The 16,804-nt window shown below is 41.9% G+C and carries 15 protein-coding genes and 3 tRNA genes; 10 read left to right on the top strand and 8 right to left on the bottom strand.

All coding sequences use genetic code 11. The annotated features are described in order from the left end of the window. Nucleotides 1-220 precede the first annotated feature (220 nt). The 3 genes from CWC03_RS21400 to CWC03_RS21390 form a co-directional block, all read right to left on the bottom strand. Complete coding sequence (locus tag CWC03_RS21400) at nt 221-682, bottom strand: YchJ family protein (RefSeq protein ID WP_138583583.1); 462 nt, start codon at nt 680-682, stop codon at nt 221-223. Between the two features lie 45 nt (nt 683-727). Further along, nucleotides 728-1,123 carry a hypothetical protein gene (locus tag CWC03_RS21395; RefSeq protein ID WP_138583582.1) on the bottom strand — a complete coding sequence of 132 codons (396 nt, stop codon included), beginning with the start codon at nt 1,121-1,123 and terminating at the stop codon, nt 728-730. A 330-nt stretch (nt 1,124-1,453) separates the two neighbouring features. After that, nucleotides 1,454-1,903 carry a tetratricopeptide repeat protein gene (locus CWC03_RS21390; protein ID WP_010375560.1) on the bottom strand — a complete coding sequence of 150 codons (450 nt, stop codon included), beginning with the start codon at nt 1,901-1,903 and terminating at the stop codon, nt 1,454-1,456. Nucleotides 1,904-2,024: 121 nt separating this feature from the next. Here CWC03_RS21390 and CWC03_RS21385 point away from each other — a divergent pair, with 121 nt between their 5' ends. Further along, nucleotides 2,025-3,314 (top strand): NCS2 family permease, encoded by a 1,290-nt coding sequence (locus CWC03_RS21385; RefSeq protein ID WP_138583581.1) that lies wholly within the window; start codon nt 2,025-2,027, stop codon nt 3,312-3,314. Nucleotides 3,315-3,381: 67 nt separating this feature from the next. Here CWC03_RS21385 and CWC03_RS21380 read toward each other — a convergent pair whose 3' ends face one another. Further along, the gene (locus CWC03_RS21380) at nt 3,382-4,143 is read right to left on the bottom strand and encodes a hypothetical protein (protein WP_138583580.1); all 762 of its coding nucleotides are present in this window, start codon (nt 4,141-4,143) and stop codon (nt 3,382-3,384) included. Nucleotides 4,144-4,556: 413 nt separating this feature from the next. On the opposite strand from CWC03_RS21380, the gene cysB reads away from it, so the two are divergent. Then, nucleotides 4,557-5,534 (top strand): HTH-type transcriptional regulator CysB, encoded by a 978-nt coding sequence (gene cysB / locus CWC03_RS21375; protein ID WP_010375565.1) that lies wholly within the window; start codon nt 4,557-4,559, stop codon nt 5,532-5,534. 53 nt (nt 5,535-5,587) lie between these two features. Here cysB and queC read toward each other — a convergent pair whose 3' ends face one another. Continuing rightward, nucleotides 5,588-6,244: a 7-cyano-7-deazaguanine synthase QueC gene (gene queC / locus CWC03_RS21370; protein ID WP_138583579.1), complete on the bottom strand. Its 657-nt coding sequence runs from the start codon at nt 6,242-6,244 to the stop codon at nt 5,588-5,590. 123 nt (nt 6,245-6,367) lie between these two features. On the opposite strand from queC, the gene queE reads away from it, so the two are divergent. Beyond that, entirely contained in the window at nt 6,368-7,033 is a 666-nt protein-coding gene (gene queE, locus CWC03_RS21365; protein ID WP_138583578.1) for a 7-carboxy-7-deazaguanine synthase QueE, read from the top strand. A gap of 98 nt (nt 7,034-7,131) precedes the next feature. Here queE and CWC03_RS21360 read toward each other — a convergent pair whose 3' ends face one another. The 3 genes from CWC03_RS21360 to CWC03_RS21350 all read right to left on the bottom strand — a co-directional run bounded on the left by CWC03_RS21360 (nt 7,132) and on the right by CWC03_RS21350 (nt 11,553). Next, nucleotides 7,132-7,998: a substrate-binding periplasmic protein gene (locus CWC03_RS21360; RefSeq protein WP_138583577.1), complete on the bottom strand. Its 867-nt coding sequence runs from the start codon at nt 7,996-7,998 to the stop codon at nt 7,132-7,134. 163 nt (nt 7,999-8,161) lie between these two features. Then, nucleotides 8,162-9,130 carry a cysteine synthase A gene (gene cysK / locus CWC03_RS21355; RefSeq protein WP_138583576.1) on the bottom strand — a complete coding sequence of 323 codons (969 nt, stop codon included), beginning with the start codon at nt 9,128-9,130 and terminating at the stop codon, nt 8,162-8,164. A 128-nt stretch (nt 9,131-9,258) separates the two neighbouring features. After that, nucleotides 9,259-11,553 (bottom strand): carbohydrate binding family 9 domain-containing protein, encoded by a 2,295-nt coding sequence (locus CWC03_RS21350; RefSeq protein WP_138583575.1) that lies wholly within the window; start codon nt 11,551-11,553, stop codon nt 9,259-9,261. Between the two features lie 211 nt (nt 11,554-11,764). On the opposite strand from CWC03_RS21350, the gene CWC03_RS21345 reads away from it, so the two are divergent. The 7 genes from CWC03_RS21345 to CWC03_RS21315 all read left to right on the top strand — a co-directional run bounded on the left by CWC03_RS21345 (nt 11,765) and on the right by CWC03_RS21315 (nt 16,728). Next, entirely contained in the window at nt 11,765-12,910 is a 1,146-nt protein-coding gene (locus CWC03_RS21345) for a dicarboxylate/amino acid:cation symporter (protein ID WP_138583574.1), read from the top strand. Between the two features lie 257 nt (nt 12,911-13,167). Then, a complete protein-coding gene (gene uvrY / locus CWC03_RS21340; RefSeq protein WP_010606537.1) occupies nt 13,168-13,818 on the top strand; it encodes a UvrY/SirA/GacA family response regulator transcription factor in 651 nt (216 codons plus the stop codon). A 9-nt stretch (nt 13,819-13,827) separates the two neighbouring features. Continuing rightward, nucleotides 13,828-15,651, top strand: coding sequence for an excinuclease ABC subunit UvrC (gene uvrC / locus CWC03_RS21335; protein WP_138583573.1), 1,824 nt, complete (start codon nt 13,828-13,830; stop codon nt 15,649-15,651). 42 nt (nt 15,652-15,693) lie between these two features. After that, complete coding sequence (pgsA, locus tag CWC03_RS21330; protein WP_010375584.1) at nt 15,694-16,239, top strand: CDP-diacylglycerol--glycerol-3-phosphate 3-phosphatidyltransferase; 546 nt, start codon at nt 15,694-15,696, stop codon at nt 16,237-16,239. A gap of 209 nt (nt 16,240-16,448) precedes the next feature. Further along, nucleotides 16,449-16,524, top strand: a tRNA-Gly gene (locus CWC03_RS21325). Between the two features lie 7 nt (nt 16,525-16,531). Further along, a tRNA-Cys gene (locus tag CWC03_RS21320) sits at nt 16,532-16,605 on the top strand. A 36-nt stretch (nt 16,606-16,641) separates the two neighbouring features. Continuing rightward, nucleotides 16,642-16,728: transfer RNA gene (locus tag CWC03_RS21315), tRNA-Leu, on the top strand. The last annotated feature ends 76 nt before the right edge of the window (nt 16,729-16,804 follow it).

The raw sequence follows: 16,804 nt of genomic DNA, 5'->3' as shown, positions 1-16,804 counted from the left end.
AATTAGAACACCTAAATAGCAAAATTTTTGCCTTGCCTATATGGAGATAGGTACCTTAGCGGTAGCAGGACGCGAGAGCGGTGCTACTAAAGCTATTTCCCCGCTTCAAGATAGATCATTTACTTAATACAACTGGTATAAGCTAAACGGCCTTTAATCATCCTTAGCTCGTTTCAAGCCTTTTTTATTGTTTTGTATCTAATCTCTAATTCAGACTATTTTAGCTACCGTGGCACTTTTTATACTTTTTATCACTGCCGCACGGGCAGAGGTCATTTCTGCCTACCTTGGTTGTAGGCGTATCATACAATTCGCCATCTAAGTAATACCATCTGCCTGCTTCGGTGATAAAATTTGACCGTTCATGGAGTATATAGTGAGTGTTTTCTGCAATATAGTGCGCCTTAAACTCAACGATCCCCTGAGCAGCTTCTGCTAATTCTTCTAGCACTTCCAATTTTATAAAGTGTGCATAATTAGCAAATGCAGCAATATCGTCGATATTGTTTTGTGCTTGTTTAGCCTGGGCATAGGTGTCATGAATATACTTTGCATCTTTTAAGCAGTATGCAGTATAGCGAGAGCGCATGAGTATTTGTGGACGCTCTGCGAATTTTTGTCCCTTAAGGTACGGCTCACAACATTGCGAATAGGGAAGGGATGAATTGCAATAACAAGACATAAAAACTTCAGTTTTAACAAATTTATATCCTGTTATTGTAGCTTGTTAAGCGCTTTGAAAACAGTGTATCGCAACGTCAGATACCGGCAGTTCCATTTTGTTGATAGTTTGCACTGATGCAATATCAGTCCAAATCACCACAGCAGCGAAATTACCATTGCTGATAGCACTTTTAAGTACATACTCAAGGTCGTATATGTGCTTTTGCCTAATGACGAGCAACTTGCTTGCATCAACTGAGGTACTTTCTAGCAGTGACTTGTTTGGTACATTATCGGGCGCAACGAGTAGCGTCCAGCCTTGTTTATGCTGACATTTATGTAAAACTTTAAGTAACTCTAAGCTAGCGACGATCTCATCTTCAACGATAACATTATTGATTTCGTTAAGTGTGTAATAAGTCGAATTATTTGGCTGTAGAAGTGTATTGCTGTGTAACATAATTGTCTCACTGGTTATCTATACAGTATGTGTATACAGTAGTTTATACAGTGTGTGAATGCAAGGGAAATTGCTAGCTTTTTAATCAATATTCAAGCTTAATTTTTATTTAGTTTAAATTTTCAATATAAAACAAATGGTTGTGATTTTTTGAAATGAGAGCTTAATTGATGAAAGTTCAATATGAATAAAGCAATAGGAAGTTTCCTCAGCTGCTATACAGTAGTTTTCCTACTGTACTATGGTGATCGTTGCAGAGGGTAAGCGTAAGTTTACTTAAGAGAGGCTTGGCTACGCCTAGCCTACATTTTTTGATGAGTAAAATTTAATTTACTGGCTAATATGCTGTAGTTGATGAATTTGCTCGTAAAGTGTTGCAGCATAGCATTGTGCATCTCTAAAGCGCTTAGTTGTAAGAAAGCGGCGGACATCAAGTAGTACTTGTTCGGCACCTTTGTGCCCTTGGCTGCTGGCCAAGCTTAACCAAGCGGCTGCATGAAAGGGGCTGGGTGGCACTCCTTGACCTTTCATAAACAACAAACCTAAAAAAAACTGTGCCTTTAAATCACCAGACATCGCCGCCAGCCTTAGCCATTTTGCCGCGAGCGGAAAAGATTTTTCTTTTAGGTAATAGAGGCCTTTTTTCAAAGCTTGGGTATTGTCGTGAAGATCTGGGAATTTTGCGTCTGCTTTTAATGGCGACGTTACAAATTCAAGCACATTCAGCAGCTGCTGTTCTAAGTCATGGTTTGCTGAGTTGTCGGTGCTATTTTGATCCATATCTTTATTCGCAATAATGTTGATAAGCAGAGTGTAGCTGAATTTTAACTATTTTGTCCGAGTTTTAAAGTGATTCGTGTTAAAATCCAACCACTTGTTCCTCAAATTTGTAATTTTAGTTATGCTCGAGCGGTTATTTTCACTGCAAGCTATGCACACCAATGTAAGAACTGAGGTGATTGCTGGCTTGACGACATTCGTTACTATGGTTTACATCGTTTTTGTAAACCCTGCAATGCTAGCAGAAGCTGGTATGGATCACGGCGCTGCTTTTGTAGCAACTTGTATCGCAGCCGCAATCGGCTGTTTTATTATGGGGCTATGGGCAAACTATCCGTTAGCGCTTGCGCCTGGAATGGGCTTAAACGCCTTTTTTACCTATGGTGTTGTGCTTGGCATGGGCTATACATGGCAAAGTGCATTAGGCGCGGTATTTATGTCGGGCTGTTTATTTCTATTTTTGAGCGTATTCAAGGTTCGCGAGTGGGTGATCCAAGCTATACCTATCGTTCTAAAGCGTGCGATCGCGGCAGGTATAGGCGCGTTCTTAGCGTTAATTGCGCTAAAAAATGCGAAAATAGTGGTGGCAAGCGATGCCACATTAGTACAGCTTGGTGATATCACTTCTCCCGGCCCATTATTGGCCATTGCGAGCTTTTTTGTGATTGCGGCGCTCATGTACCGTGAAGTCAAAAGTGGTGTGCTTATCAGCATTTTAATGGTAACGGGTATTGCGTGGGGATTGGGGCTTGTAGATTATCACGGGGTTGTTGATGTGCCCCCAAGCATCGCGCCGACCTATATGCAGTTGGATTTGAGCGGAATTTTTGAGCTTTCTATGCTCAGTGTGGTGTTTGCATTTTTATTTGTCGATTTATTTGATACCAGTGGCACATTGGTTGCGGTGACGCAGAAGGCAGGATTATCTGACGAGCATGGCCGTATGCCAAGACTAGGTAGGGCGCTGTCAGCTGATAGTACAGCGACGATTGCAGGCTCAGTGCTCGGTACCTCAACGACAACTTCATACATTGAATCAGTGTCAGGTGTATCCGTCGGTGGTCGCACAGGATTGACAGCTGTGGTCGTGGGGATCTGCTTTTTACTCATGATGTTCTTTGCGCCGCTAGCACAGATGGTTCCTGCATATGCGACGGCAGGCGCGATACTGTATGTATCGGTATTAATGCTGCAAAACCTAAAGTTGATTAACTGGGATGAGATGAGCGATGCTATTCCGGTCAGTGTTGTGCTATTAATGACACCGCTTACGTTTTCGATCGCACATGGTATTGCTTTAGGTTTTATTTCTTATACGGCAGTTAAATTAGCGTGTAGTAAAGCAAATGAAATTAGTATCAGCGTTTGGGTACTGACAGTGCTCTTTATCGTTAAGTTTGCTTTCGGTTAAGCTGACGGGTTTTCTTCATTTGTAATAAGAAAGGCTGGAAGACCAGCCTTTTATGTAAATTGTGGTGCTACCACTTCTTCTTCGGTGCAAACAATACATCCAAGTCGTCTTGTTCTTGCTCTGCTTTCTTTTTCACCGCTGATGCGTTGGACGCTCTAAGTTCACTACTGATCTCTTCTAAATAACTTTCCAGTTGTGCCTTTTTCTCTTTTACATAGTCATCATTGTATGAGACGGCACAAATTGTAGCGTAAGCTTTTTCAAAGTATTGTCTTGCTGAACCGACCATATTTGCAGTCCTCGCTGAAAGCCCCCGTTTTATCTGGCTTTCTACATTTATTTTAAGCTGAAATCGCTCGAGCCTACGGTCTTCATTAACGAACTGTTGAGTGTCTACTTTGCCTTTACTATGCTCAGAGCGCAGCAGTTGGCGTAATTTCTTTATGCCCTGAACTAATGCGATGATTTGTTTGTCGTTATCAGGAAGTGCTATCGAGTCTGAGTCTGCTGTTTTTTCTGGTGCCGTATTTAAGCGCTCTTGCGACTCGTGTAAACGACTTTTCAACTCTCTTGAAGTCGGAGACAATTCCACCATTGCAGCTAAAGCGTCATGCACGCGGCGCTGAATGATACGGATCATGACTTCAGACATCGGAATATTGCTGCCATTCATGATGACGTCTTCCGCTTCTTCTATTACGCGTTTTTGCTTAGCAAGTTCTTTGCGTCTCTCTGCTTCTTGTTTCTCTTTATGTTGCTGGATCGCGCTTACCCAAACTGCTATGACGATAAGTGCAACAATCAACATTATTATAATAGAAACAAACATACTGAAATCTCTTTCATGTAACCACCAGTGTAATTTTTTAATCTTACATGAATTCGTACTATTCTGAACAGGTTTACGACAATAACCTGTAAAAAAGATAAAGAATTCATTATTTTTTAGTATAGTCGATGCCTAAATGAGCGGTTAGTTTTAATAAAAGATAGTCGCCAAGTTTAACTTGGTGGTTTGCTAAAGCGTGTCAAAGTATCTGCTATTTGGCCAAATGACTGTCGGAGCGTCTGTGAAAATGCTGATATTTAGCACCTCTTGGCTACCTCATTTATACCAAATGTGCTAGCCTACATAAGGTCGTATCAGGCGGTACTTATCGCTTTGCACTAAACTCGCTAACAAAAAGCGGTTTTGCTATGGGCTGATGCTCAACATCAAGAGATCATAAGAATAAAAGCAATATGAAATTACAACAATTGAGATATATCGTCGAAGTGTTGAATCACAACCTTAATGTGTCAGCGACGGCGGAAAGTTTATATACCTCTCAACCTGGTATTTCAAAGCAAGTGCGTATGCTTGAAGATGAGTTGGGGGTACAAATTTTTGGCCGTAGCGGTAAGCATTTAACGCATGTTACGGGCGCGGGTAATGAAATTATTAATATTGCTCGTGAGATCCTCTCTAAAGTGGAAGGGATCAAAGCGGTTGCAAATGAACATACCTTACCAGATCAAGGTAAACTGAACATCGCAACGACGCATACACAAGCTCGTTACGCGTTGCCTCCTGTGATCCAGGGGTTTATGAAAAAATACCCGGCGGTTTCTCTACATATGCACCAAGGTACGCCACAGCAAATCTCTGATGCTGCCGCTCGAGGTGATGCTGACTTTGCTATCGCTACCGAGGCGCTGCACTTGTACAGTGATCTGGTTATGTTACCTTGTTATCACTGGAATCGCAGTATTGTGGTCGCCAAAGACCATCCTCTTGCACAAAAAGGCAGTGCACTGACGGTGCAAGACGTCGCTAAATATCCGTTGATCACTTATGTGTTTGGTTTTACTGGCCGCTCAGAACTGGATAAAGCATTTAATGCTCATGGTTTGGAGCCACACATCGTGTTTACAGCAACAGATGCTGATGTGATTAAAACCTATGTAAGATTAGGGCTCGGTGTTGGCGTATTAGCATCAATGGCACTTGATGAAAAGTCTGATAGTGACTTAGTTTGTATCGATGCGAGTCACTTATTTGAAGCTAGTACAACGAAAATCGGTTTCAGAAAAGGAAGCTTCTTAAGAGGCTATATGTACGACTTTATTGAGCGATTTGCACCGCACCTCACAAAAGATGTGGTAGAGCGCGCAAGTTTGCTGCGAAATCAAGATGATATCGACAAGCTGTTTGAAGGTATGACGCTTCCAGTAAAGTGAGGCGCTTGAAAAGCATATGAAAAAGGCCTCAACAGAGGCCTTTTTTGATTCTGTTATTCGTACGGGAGCGGATCTGTTGCGTGGTTTAGCTCAAACGCTTCGAGACGCTCTTGGCAAGCTCCACACTTACCGCAAGCTTTTTCGCGGCCGTTGTAACACGTCCAAGTGTCAGCGTAATCTAATCCCATTTTTAGACCGTCAGTCAGGATATCAATTTTTGAGTTGTTAAGGTAAGGACTAACAATTTTAACGGCGTCGTAGTTCGCAATGCGACAAACATCATCCATCTTTTTAACGAACTCTGGGCGGCAATCCGGATAAATTGCATGATCGCCAGAGTGAGCACCGTAAAAGACCTTATTTGCTTTTAAAGAGACAGCGTAACCTACCGCAAGAGAAAGCAGAATCATATTGCGGTTAGGCACAATCGTGCTCTTCATGCTCTCTTCTTCATAGTGGCCTTCTGGCACGTCGATGTCATCTGTTAGGCTAGAGCCTGACAATAATTGATTGATAGCCGAAATATCAACGACCTTATGAGCAACGCCGAGTTTTGCACATACGTCAGCGGCAACTTGTAACTCTTTTACATGTCGCTGGCCATAGTTAAAAGACAGTGCATAAACCTCATGGCCCTCGCGGACAGCCTTGTTTAATACAGTGTAAGAGTCCATTCCGCCGGAATAGATGACGACAACTTTTTCGCTCATAGGTGATTTGCCTCGATTTTGATAGAGGTTTACTTCAGGGCGCGATATACTACACGGCCGCTGGAGAAATGACAATTTTCTCGCGGTATTTTTCGACAACTTTATCTTAAACACGGGGCCATTTTGTACAAGGTTAACGAAATATTTGAAACAATTCAGGGTGAAGCAAGCTTCACTGGTACGCCTTCAATCTTTTTACGTTTGCAGGGCTGTCCAGTTGGTTGTGCTTGGTGTGATACCAAACAAACCTGGGAAACCAACGACACTTTTATTGTTTCATTGGATAACACTGTAGAAAAAAAGGCTGACTCAGAGTGGTGGGCGAACGCGAGCGCTGACGAAATCTTGGCGATTTTCGAGGCGCGGGGCTACCAGGCCAAACATGTGGTGATCACCGGTGGTGAACCTTGTATGTTTGATCTTCGCCCGTTATGCGAGTTATTACATCGTAAAGGGTACAGCACACAAATTGAAACCAGCGGCACCTTTGAGATCCTTGCACCAGCTGAAACTTGGGTTACCGTGTCGCCAAAAGTTAATATGCGTGGAGGCTACAAAGTACTTCCAAGTGCGATGGCTCGTGCCGATGAGATAAAGCACCCCGTTGCGATGCAAAAGCATATTGAGGAATTAGAAGCGTTATTTGCACAAACTGGGGTTGAACCAAAGCTAGTGTATCTTCAGCCAATCAGCCAAAAAGCTAAAGCCACTAAGCTTGCAATAGACAATTGCAAAGCGAAAAATTGGCGCTTATCAGTTCAAGTGCACAAATATTTAGGGATTAACTAAAGCGATTTGCCTAAGCGTATTTTTGCTAAAAATGCGGTGTGTTTAAGCTGGGGCATTGAACAAAGCGCGGTGCTTAGGCGTTAAGCTCTATATAGGAGTTAATAACACTCGTTACTGACCATTTCGATCATTCTTTGCGTTTCACCACTGTTTTCAAATTGGTAGAGATTACGATTGATATCTTTGAGCAATTCACGCCAGTGTGGTTTTTGCTTGCTAAGCGCAAAGTAGAGGTGGTTATATTTTATAGGTGGTGTTACGTTTTCTATGTTTCTCAGTAATTCAATTTTCTCGGCTCTAGGTAAGTCTGAATAATTGACCGTAAAGCGCAGCACCTTTGGATCGCCTATTACTAAATTTACGCGTTTACCGACGAGTAACTTCACCAACTGTAAATCATTGACGGCTTCTACCGTAACAAATTCACCATTATCCATCATAGCATCAAATTCAGGGGTATTCTGATAACCCCTCACGACACCAATGAGCTCATTCTTAACTGAGTTTAGATTGCCATCAAAGCGGTCTTCTTCACCTCTTCGCTTCAAAAAGCCGATTTCACCACCAGGAAAGGCATTAGATAAAGCAAGTAGCTCTCTGCGGGTCTTATTCTTGTGATTGTCAGAAGGAGCTGAGTCCTCAATGTAATACTCTGGGAATAAGATATCAGCTTTGCCCGTTTCTGCTGCTCTTACAGCTCGAGCCCAAGGCAAAAATTCAACATACACTTGATAATCTAAGTCGGTGAGCAGTGCGACGACAAACTGGAAGGCCCAGCCTTTATTGCAGAGGTTTGCACCGATATAAGGTGGCCAATCTAATGTCACGACATGAATGAATGCATTTTTGCCTTTCTTATTGTATAGATAACCCCCTTGGTATTTTTCCCCAGAAACAAGGCGAAATTCACCATCCTTAAAGTAGGCAACGTTTAAATTCTCCCCATAGATGAAGCTACTAAACATGAGAAAAAGCAAGAGTAATAAGGTCTTTACAATCATCTAAGTCAAAAAAGCGTAGCGAATAGATAAAGTGTAGTGAAAGGTGGTGAAATTAAAAGGAATAATATAAAAAACAAAGGGGCAGTGATGCCCCCTTCTTGGTAATCTAGAATGTGAAGCTTTACTCTTACTGCACTAATTCTTGTTCAGAGAATGTGTCTGCAAAGAGTGGGCTGGTTAGGTAACGCTCTGCAGCGCTTGGCAAAATAACCACGATGTTTTTATCAGCATTTTCAGGTTGCTCGGCAATACGCTTTGCGGCAACTAGGGCTGCGCCTGAAGAAATACCTACTAAAATACCTTCGTCTTTCATCAGCTGATGTGCCATTGCTATTGCATCTTCATTAGAGACCAACTCTACGCCGTCAATCAGCTCAAGATCTAGGTTGCCCGGAATAAACCCTGCACCGATCCCTTGAATTTTGTGTGGACCCGGTTTTACTTCGTCGCCCGCAAGGGTTTGCGTGATAACAGGTGAGTCAACTGGCTCAACAGCAATTGACTTAACATTTAGGCCTTTTTCATTTTTCAGATAGCGTGAAACACCGGTGATCGTGCCACCTGTACCAACGCCTGCAACGAAGTAATCGATATTACCCTCAAGTGCATCATAAATTTCTGGACCCGTTGTTTCAAAGTGGATCTTCGGGTTTGCTGGGTTTTCAAACTGTTGCAGTAACACGTACTTTTCGGGGTTACTTGCTTGGATTTCATTTGCTCTTTCAATTGCGCCTTTCATGCCCTTAGCGCCTTCGGTTAGTACTAAATTTGCACCAAGTGCCTTTAGCAGTTTACGGCGCTCAAGGCTCATCGTATTTGGCATAGTAAGCGTCAGCTTATAACCACGAGAGGCCGCAACAAAAGCCAGTGCAATACCAGTGTTACCTGAAGTTGGTTCAATAAGTTCTTTACCTTCGCTAAGAAGGCCCGCTTTTTCAGCTTCCCAGATCATAGACGCACCAATACGGCATTTAACGCTGAAGCTTGGGTTACGCGCTTCCACTTTTGCGTATACGTTGCCGCCAGAAACGCGATTGATTTTAACCAGCGGTGTATTACCAATAGTTAGACTGTTGTCTGCATATACTTTAGTCATTTGTGTTCCCTAATCTAGGTTTACTTGTATTCCATCACTTTACTGTGCATTTCGCAAAACGAAAGGAAAGATTGGCTATAAGATATATCAAATTTGCTTATAGCCAATAGTTATTTAAACGTTGATACTTAAATCAACCAAGCATAACTGAACTTCATAAATACCGTCTTTTCGTCTTTAGTTATCTTTGATAAATCATCGTCTTGATAACCATGATCGGAATAGCCTGCAAAGAAAACGGTTTGTGGGTTTAGTTTGTAGGAATAGAGCAGTTGGGTGCTGATGCTTTTATAAGTCGCGTCAACATCGTCATTATAATTGCTCTGGTTTCTCGAAATATCTGTATTGATGATTGCCAATCTCAAATAGCTATTAATGTTGAATTGGTAAGTCAGGCGTATATCGCTCAGATTTGCGGTATAAACTTCCGCGCCATTCGCTTTCATTTTTTCGAATGTATGGCGCAATCTAACCTCAAAATGTTTGCCAAGATTGACGTTAATAACCGGACGGGCGAAGTACAAATCACCAACACGGTTGTTTGCAAGGTCAACGCGGTTTCCTTTACTTAAGTTCAAGCCTGCGAAAACGCCGGCCATTGGCTTAAATTCCATGTAGGTCCACTGTGAATTCTCGGTAAATAGATCGGTATTGCCGTCAATTGCTAAACGGGTTTCATCATGTCGCAGTCCCGTGCGTTTTCTGTGTTCAACACCGAAATCAAGAAAGCTTTGCAATGGGCCGTCAACTGCAAAGTTAGTTTGCACTTCTTTTTCTAATAACTCGTCTTGCTCGTTGTGGGAAATATCCCAGTCGGCGTACCAACGTGCACGGTTCCACCAGTTGTTGTCATCGCCATACCAACGGTACTCACCACCGAAAAGAAATTTATTAAAGTCGACCTGATTGATAAAGCCCATATCGGTTCTAAGTGCTGCATCGCGAGCTTGATAGCTGGTAAATGCTTTCCAATGCTTGCGATTGTGCTCATAATTAACGTAATAGCCAGCACCACGGTCATCTTCGTCAATCACTCTGAGTACACTTTCGTTTAGGTCGCACTCAGCGAGCGTACTATCACATAACGCTTCAGCAAAAGCGCTATCATAGTTTGTGTCTGAGCCAATTAACTGTACCTGTAAAGTATCGTTATCAGTTGGCTTGTATTTGGCGTCTATACTCGCAACTTGGTTGCGGTAGTCGTCGCTTTGCCTAGTTGTTGATGTTACGCCTACAGACAAGGTTTTGTTTAGGTCATGACGATATCTAAGCGCCATGTTTTGGCTTTTTCTCTCTAATGAGACAACACTTGAGCCCAAATTTCCGGGAACTACGACATTGAGTCTTTCATCGTTGGCAATAAATCCCGCAAAAGTGTGACCATTTTTATTACCAGTAAGCTTGACGCCATAATCGGGTGCCGAAATATTCCGAGTATGAATAAGGTTAAGGTGAGAAGAAAAGTAATCGGAATTATCTAAAAAGAACGCCCGTTTTTCAGGGAAGAATAGGCTAAAGCTATTGTTAACGCTTAATTGTCCTGTGTCAGCTTCAACTTGTGAGAAATCGGGGTTTAGTGTTGCGTTTAGCGTCGTATCTGGTGTGATAGCCCACTTTACGTCTAAACCAGGCTCGACATTATTGTCGGCTTGCCAAGGCTCTGCGATACCATCATTAATGTCGCGAGATTCTTGTCTATTGGTGACAAGTGTTGGAATGACAGCAAAGTTATTACCTTGCTTAGCCTTAGCAAACCCTTGATATTTTGGCATTTGACAGATCCAGCAAGAATTTGCATGTTGTAATTGCATGCTGGAGATACGCAACCTTTCATTTCTTGGATAAAAACGTAGAAACTCTAAAGCCATGGTTTTGCTATCAAGGGAGTCGTTAAAATTTAACACACGAAGTGGGATTTCAACTTCAACAACATAACCGTCTTTGTTTATCTTTCCGACACTATCCCAGATCCCATTCCAAGAACCGTTCTCACTTTTAGTAAGTTCGTTTTCAATTGAGTCTTGTTGTACACCTAGTGGATTGATGAAAAACTGATAAGCGCTTTGGGCGTTGTTAAATGAATCAATTTTAATGCCGACAAGATCATCTTCCCAGGCGCGGTCCCGGTCACGATAAAATGCGCGGATCAACTCAGGATTAGGGTCCTTAGCATCAAAAGCAATAAACAAAGAGTGACCATTCTCATATACGTAGGCCTTAGTTTGTACTGGACTTGACTGGTTTTCATATGGCCAAGTGATGTTGTTGATATCTATTTCTAATGCACGTTGCCAAATAGCGGTTTCAAGTACACCATCAATTTTTGCAGAACTATCGATAAATGGGATTTTATTTGGCTCTAGTGCCCATGCTTGACTAGATAGACCAAGCGCGACAAAAGAGTAGGTTACAGCTTTAAGCATGAATTTAATTATTTTACAGGGACTTTTGTTAATATTAGATAATAAGCAATGAGCTGAAACAATTTATTTTCGTCAAGTTGCAATTATTTACGTTAGGTGGCGAATATGTATACATAAATTGTACAAATCGATTTATCTCCATCGAATTAATAGCAAATATGGTCAAAAACATGTTACAACAACGCCTTTGAAAATCGGCTAGGAAGTAACTATGTCTCTTATATTGAAGCTAGTGGCGGGTATCGTCGTTGGTATGTTGGTGGGTTTGTACTTGCCAACGGTGTTAGTTGAGCTCTTATACACCTTCAAGGTGATCATAGGGCAACTTATCAGCTTTACTATTCCTCTGATAATCCTGCTTTTTATTGCTTCGGGTATAGCAGGCTTACCAAAGGGATCGGGCCACTTGCTTGGTAAGACTGTCGGCTTTGCTTATGGGTCAACCATTATTGCAGGCACGTTGGCATTTTTATTAGTTAATGCTTTCATTCCGTTCTTTGACGGTGGCATTGCTTATCAGGCTGTAGAAGAGTCTCATCTTAAGAGCTTTATTAATATCGAGGTCCCGCCGCTTATGGGAGTGATGACGGCACTTGCAACGGCATTTATCTTTGGTATTGGAATGAGCCAGTGCGGTTTAACTAAACTAAAAGGTGTTACTGACGAAGCGAGAGATGTGATAGACGCACTGCTTGCGAAAGTCATTATTCCAGTATTACCACTTTACATTGCAGGTGTTTTTGCTGAAATGGCAGTAGCAGGTACGGTATTCGACACCCTAAGTACGTTTGGCGTGGTATTGCTTGCCGCGATTATTATGCATTGGTTATGGCTAAGCACCTTGTTTGTGGCGAGCGGTCTGTTACTTGGTAGAAATCCACTAGAATTAATCAAAAATATGCTACCTGCATATTTTACAGCTATTGGTACTATGTCGAGCGCGGCAACTATTCCAGTTTCTCTTCGTGCAAGTAAATCTAATAATGTGAACGAAGAGGTTGCTAATTTTACCGTACCACTTTGTGCCACGATCCATTTGTCAGGGTCGACTATTACCATAGTGACTTGCGCGATGGCTGTGATGTTGCTTTCTCCTGACATGGTGGTACCGTCATTATCAGAAATGTTGCCATTTATCTTTATGCTTGGTGTAGTAATGATTGCGGCTCCTGGTGCGCCGGGCGGTGCAGTTATGTCTGCACTTGGATTATTGACTAGCATGCTCGGTTTTAATGAGGGCGCAGTGGCATTGATGATTGCTTTATACTTGGCACAAGATAGTTTTGGTACGGCATGTAATGTAACCGGTGACGGTGTGATTGCACTTTGGGTCGATAAATTTTCCAAGCAAAGCTGAGCCATACAAAAATAAACCTACTTTGAGCCGCTATTACTAAAATGTTGTAGCGGCTGAAACAAAAATCACAAAGCGGTGAAATTATAATCAAAGCTTCTTTTATGAATTAACTATTTAGTTAAATCATATCAAAATTGTATTTTTCTCTTGTCTCTATCGTTATGCTTTTAAAAAATATGTGGTAATCTCAAACATCTGGAAGCGGGGCTGTTGGTTGCTTCGCTCCTTTTACCAATATATATGTAGAGGGTGTGCCATTGATTAATGTGCTTTTAGTTGATGATCATGAACTTGTCAGGACTGGCATAAAACGCATTTTAGATGATGTGCGTGGCTTTAAGGTGGTAGGAGAAGCCAAAACCGGTGAGGAAGCCGTAACCTTTTGTCGCCAAAGTGAGCCTGACATTGTGCTAATGGACATGAACATGCCCGGTATTGGTGGATTGGAAGCGACCAAAAAGATTTGCCGTTATTGTCCAGATGTAAAAGTTATTGTGCTTACCGTACATTGTGAAGATCCTTTCCCAAGCAAGGTAATGCAAATTGGTGCACATGGTTACCTAACAAAAGGAGCTGGCCCTGATGAAATGATCAATGCAATTCGTGCGGTTAATGCTGGCCAGCGTTATATTGCGCCAGAAATTGCTCAGCAAATTGCACTTGCGCAATTTAGTGGCCGCAATGACGAAAACCCTTTTCAATCGCTATCGGAAAGAGAATTACAGATCATGCTCATGATCACTAAAGGTGAGAAAGCACAGAATATTGCAGATCGCTTGAACTTAAGCTCTAAGACGGTAAATAGCTATCGCTATCGCATGTTTGAGAAGCTCAATGTGAGCGGTGATGTGGAATTAACCCACTTGGCTATTCGCCATAAAATGATCGATATAGATAGCAGTCATTAAGTTTTTTAAATGACTGAATTTGACTATAAACCTTTCCTCAAGACGTTAACAACAGAACCTGGTGTGTACCGCATGTACGATGTGGACGACCAGGTTATCTATGTTGGTAAAGCAAAAAACCTCAAAAAACGGGTTTCTAGCTACTTCCGTACAAATATCACAGATAGTAAAACGCGGGTATTGGTCAGTAATATTGACCATATTGAAGTCACGTTAACGAATACCGAAACCGAAGCGCTGCTCTTAGAAAATAACTTAATTAAGAAATACCAACCACGATATAACATTCTCTTAAGAGATGATAAAAGTTATCCGTATATTTTTCTGAGTGCTCATCAGCATCCAAGACTCGCATTTCATCGTGGTAGTAGAAAACAAAAAGGCGAATATTTTGGCCCTTTTCCTAGTAGTGCTGCAGTATCGGAAAGTTTGAGGTTAATGCAGAAGATTTTCCCTGTTAGGCAATGTGAAGATGCGTATTACCGCGCACGCAGCCGACCTTGTTTGCAGTATCAGCTAAAAAGATGTTCAGGACCATGCGTTGGCAAGGTAAGCGATGAAGAATACCAAGAACAAGTTGCCATGGTTCGACAGTTTTTGACGGGACGTTCACAGGACGTTATCTCAGCGCTGGTGAAACGAATGGAAAGCGCCAGTGTGTCTTTGGATTTTGAGAAAGCAGCAAAACACAGAGATCAAATTGCATTATTAAGGCAAATGCAAGAACAGCAGTCTATAGCAGGAAACTTTGCAGAGCTTGATGTCATCGGTTATGAGCAGAAGAACGGTTTAGTGGCCATCCATGTACTGATGATAAGGGAACATAAGGTACTTGGGACGAAAACACATTTTCCAAAAGTACCAAAAGATTCTGGTGCAGATGAAGTGCTAACCTCTTTCCTTGGACAATATTATATTTCAACGGGTAACCACGCTAGAATTGCTAAAGAAATTGTATTGCCATTCGAAATAGAAGAGGGAAGTGCATTAGAAGCCGCGCTGACTCAAGTTTCGAAGCGCAAAGTTAATTTCAAATTTAATGTTCGCGGGGAGCGAGCCCAATATCTTGCATTGGCAAATAAAAATGCACAAAACAGTATTGAAGTTAAACAAAGTGCACAAGACTCAATCACCAAACGATATGCCAAACTAAAAGCAGTGCTAGGGCTTTCAGACATTCAAAGAATGGAGTGTTTTGATATCAGTCATACCATGGGAGAAAACACGGTCGCATCGTGTGTTGTATTTGATGGTCAAGGGCCAAACAATAGAGAGTATCGCAGATATAACGTCACAGGGATCACCCCTGGGGATGATTACGCAGCGATGGATTTTGCATTAAATAAGCGCTACGGCAAAATGTCGGATGAAGCGAAAGTACCCGATATTATTTTTATTGATGGTGGTAAGGGGCAGTTAGGTAGGGCGGAATCTTTCTTCGCTGATTGGCAACTCAATAAAATGCCGATACTGATAGGGGTTGCAAAAGGCACAAGCCGAAAGCCAGGATTAGAAACATTGCTAATCGATGGTGGTCGTAAAACTGTGAATGTCGAAAGTGATTCACCTGCATTACACCTTATCCAGCATATCCGCGACGAATCACATCGCTTTGCCATTGCTGGGCATCGTAATAAAAGACAAAAACAAAGAACGCAATCTGTGCTTGAAGAGATTGAAGGCGTAGGTCAGAAAAGACGTCAAGCACTACTTAAGTTTTTAGGAGGCATGCAGGGAGTTAAATCTGCAAATATACATCAATTAAAGCAAGTTCCTGGGATCAGCCCTGAAATGGCTGAAAAGATATTTAATCATTTGCATGACAAAGCTTAAGCAATCATGCGAACATAGAAAAAAAGACAATACCAAGTAGTTATGTGGAATATTCCAAATACGCTCACAACATTTAGATTGCTACTCATTCCCGTGTTTGCAGTCGTTTTTTATCTTCCTTATTCATGGGCGTTTTTTGCCGCCGCTTTTATTTTCTGGTTAGCTTCCGTTACCGATATCCTCGATGGCTATCTTGCGCGTAAGTTGGAACAGTCAACACCATTTGGTGCTTTTTTAGATCCTGTTGCCGACAAGGTGATGGTCAGTGTTGCTTTAGTGATACTTGCTACACACTATGATAATTATTTCATTACTATTTCTGCTGTTGTCATTATTAGTAGAGAAATAGTTATTTCTGCGCTGCGTGAATGGATGGCTGAACAAGGTAAAAGAGGAAGTGTTGCTGTATCTTGGCTGGGCAAATTCAAAACAGCTGCACAGATGTTAGCTATTATAGGTTTGATTTGGCAATTATCAGATTGGATGACAATGCTAAGTTACGCACTTTTAGCTATCGCGACATTGCTAACATTAGTTTCTATGATCCAGTATCTCTATGCTGCAAAAGGAGAATTGACTAATTCTTGACTTGAAATGATTATAAACCCAGCGGTTTAGATAAATTTTGAGCAAACGATTCAAAACATTCATTTTTTATGTTGACGCGTTCCAGAACTTCTGTAGAATGCGTCCGTGTTGAGAGGGCAGTATGTCATCTAAATGAAATTTAGATAGCATCACCTAGCAAGTTAAAGTTTAAAGAAACTTAGTAAATAAGTGGATTTAAATAATGGAACGCGAGTATAGCTCAGCTGGTAGAGCGCGACCTTGCCAAGGTCGAGGTCACGAGTTCGAACCTCGTTACTCGCTCCAAATTTGCGGCGGAATGGCAGAGTGGCCATGCAGCGGATTGCAAATCCGTCTACCTCGGTTCGACTCCGGGTTCCGCCTCCATTTCTCAACATATCCACATGCGAAAGCAAGCCCGATGCCCGGGTGGTGGAATTGGTAGACACAAGGGATTTAAAATCCCTCGCTGGTAACAGCGTGCCGGTTCAAGTCCGGCCCCGGGCACCATTTATATCGGGATTTGTATGTAACAAATCTAAATGGTTTTTATGTACAAAACGGAACGCGAGTATAGCTCAGCTGG

Source organism: Pseudoalteromonas sp. S2755 (genome assembly GCF_005886535.1).
In the GTDB taxonomy this organism is placed as follows: Bacteria; Pseudomonadota; Gammaproteobacteria; order Enterobacterales; family Alteromonadaceae; genus Pseudoalteromonas.
Note: the sequence above shows the minus strand (reverse complement) of the source record. Positions and strands in the feature narration are given on the sequence as shown.

Excerpts from the sequence above, each read along its gene's own strand:
- CWC03_RS21400 (WP_138583583.1), bottom strand. The coding sequence starts at position 682 with ATGTCTTGTTATTGCAATTCATCCCTTCCCTATTCGCAATGTTGTGAG.
- CWC03_RS21395 (WP_138583582.1), bottom strand. The coding sequence starts at position 1,123 with ATGTTACACAGCAATACACTTCTACAGCCAAATAATTCGACTTATTAC.
- CWC03_RS21390 (WP_010375560.1), bottom strand. The coding sequence starts at position 1,903 with ATGGATCAAAATAGCACCGACAACTCAGCAAACCATGACTTAGAACAG.
- CWC03_RS21385 (WP_138583581.1), top strand. The coding sequence starts at position 2,025 with ATGCTCGAGCGGTTATTTTCACTGCAAGCTATGCACACCAATGTAAGA.
- CWC03_RS21380 (WP_138583580.1), bottom strand. The coding sequence starts at position 4,143 with ATGTTTGTTTCTATTATAATAATGTTGATTGTTGCACTTATCGTCATA.
- cysB (WP_010375565.1), top strand. The coding sequence starts at position 4,557 with ATGAAATTACAACAATTGAGATATATCGTCGAAGTGTTGAATCACAAC.
- queC (WP_138583579.1), bottom strand. The coding sequence starts at position 6,244 with ATGAGCGAAAAAGTTGTCGTCATCTATTCCGGCGGAATGGACTCTTAC.
- CWC03_RS21360 (WP_138583577.1), bottom strand. The coding sequence starts at position 7,998 with ATGTTTAGTAGCTTCATCTATGGGGAGAATTTAAACGTTGCCTACTTT.
- cysK (WP_138583576.1), bottom strand. The coding sequence starts at position 9,130 with ATGACTAAAGTATATGCAGACAACAGTCTAACTATTGGTAATACACCG.
- CWC03_RS21350 (WP_138583575.1), bottom strand. The coding sequence starts at position 11,553 with ATGCTTAAAGCTGTAACCTACTCTTTTGTCGCGCTTGGTCTATCTAGT.
- CWC03_RS21345 (WP_138583574.1), top strand. The coding sequence starts at position 11,765 with ATGTCTCTTATATTGAAGCTAGTGGCGGGTATCGTCGTTGGTATGTTG.
- uvrC (WP_138583573.1), top strand. The coding sequence starts at position 13,828 with ATGACTGAATTTGACTATAAACCTTTCCTCAAGACGTTAACAACAGAA.
- pgsA (WP_010375584.1), top strand. The coding sequence starts at position 15,694 with ATGTGGAATATTCCAAATACGCTCACAACATTTAGATTGCTACTCATT.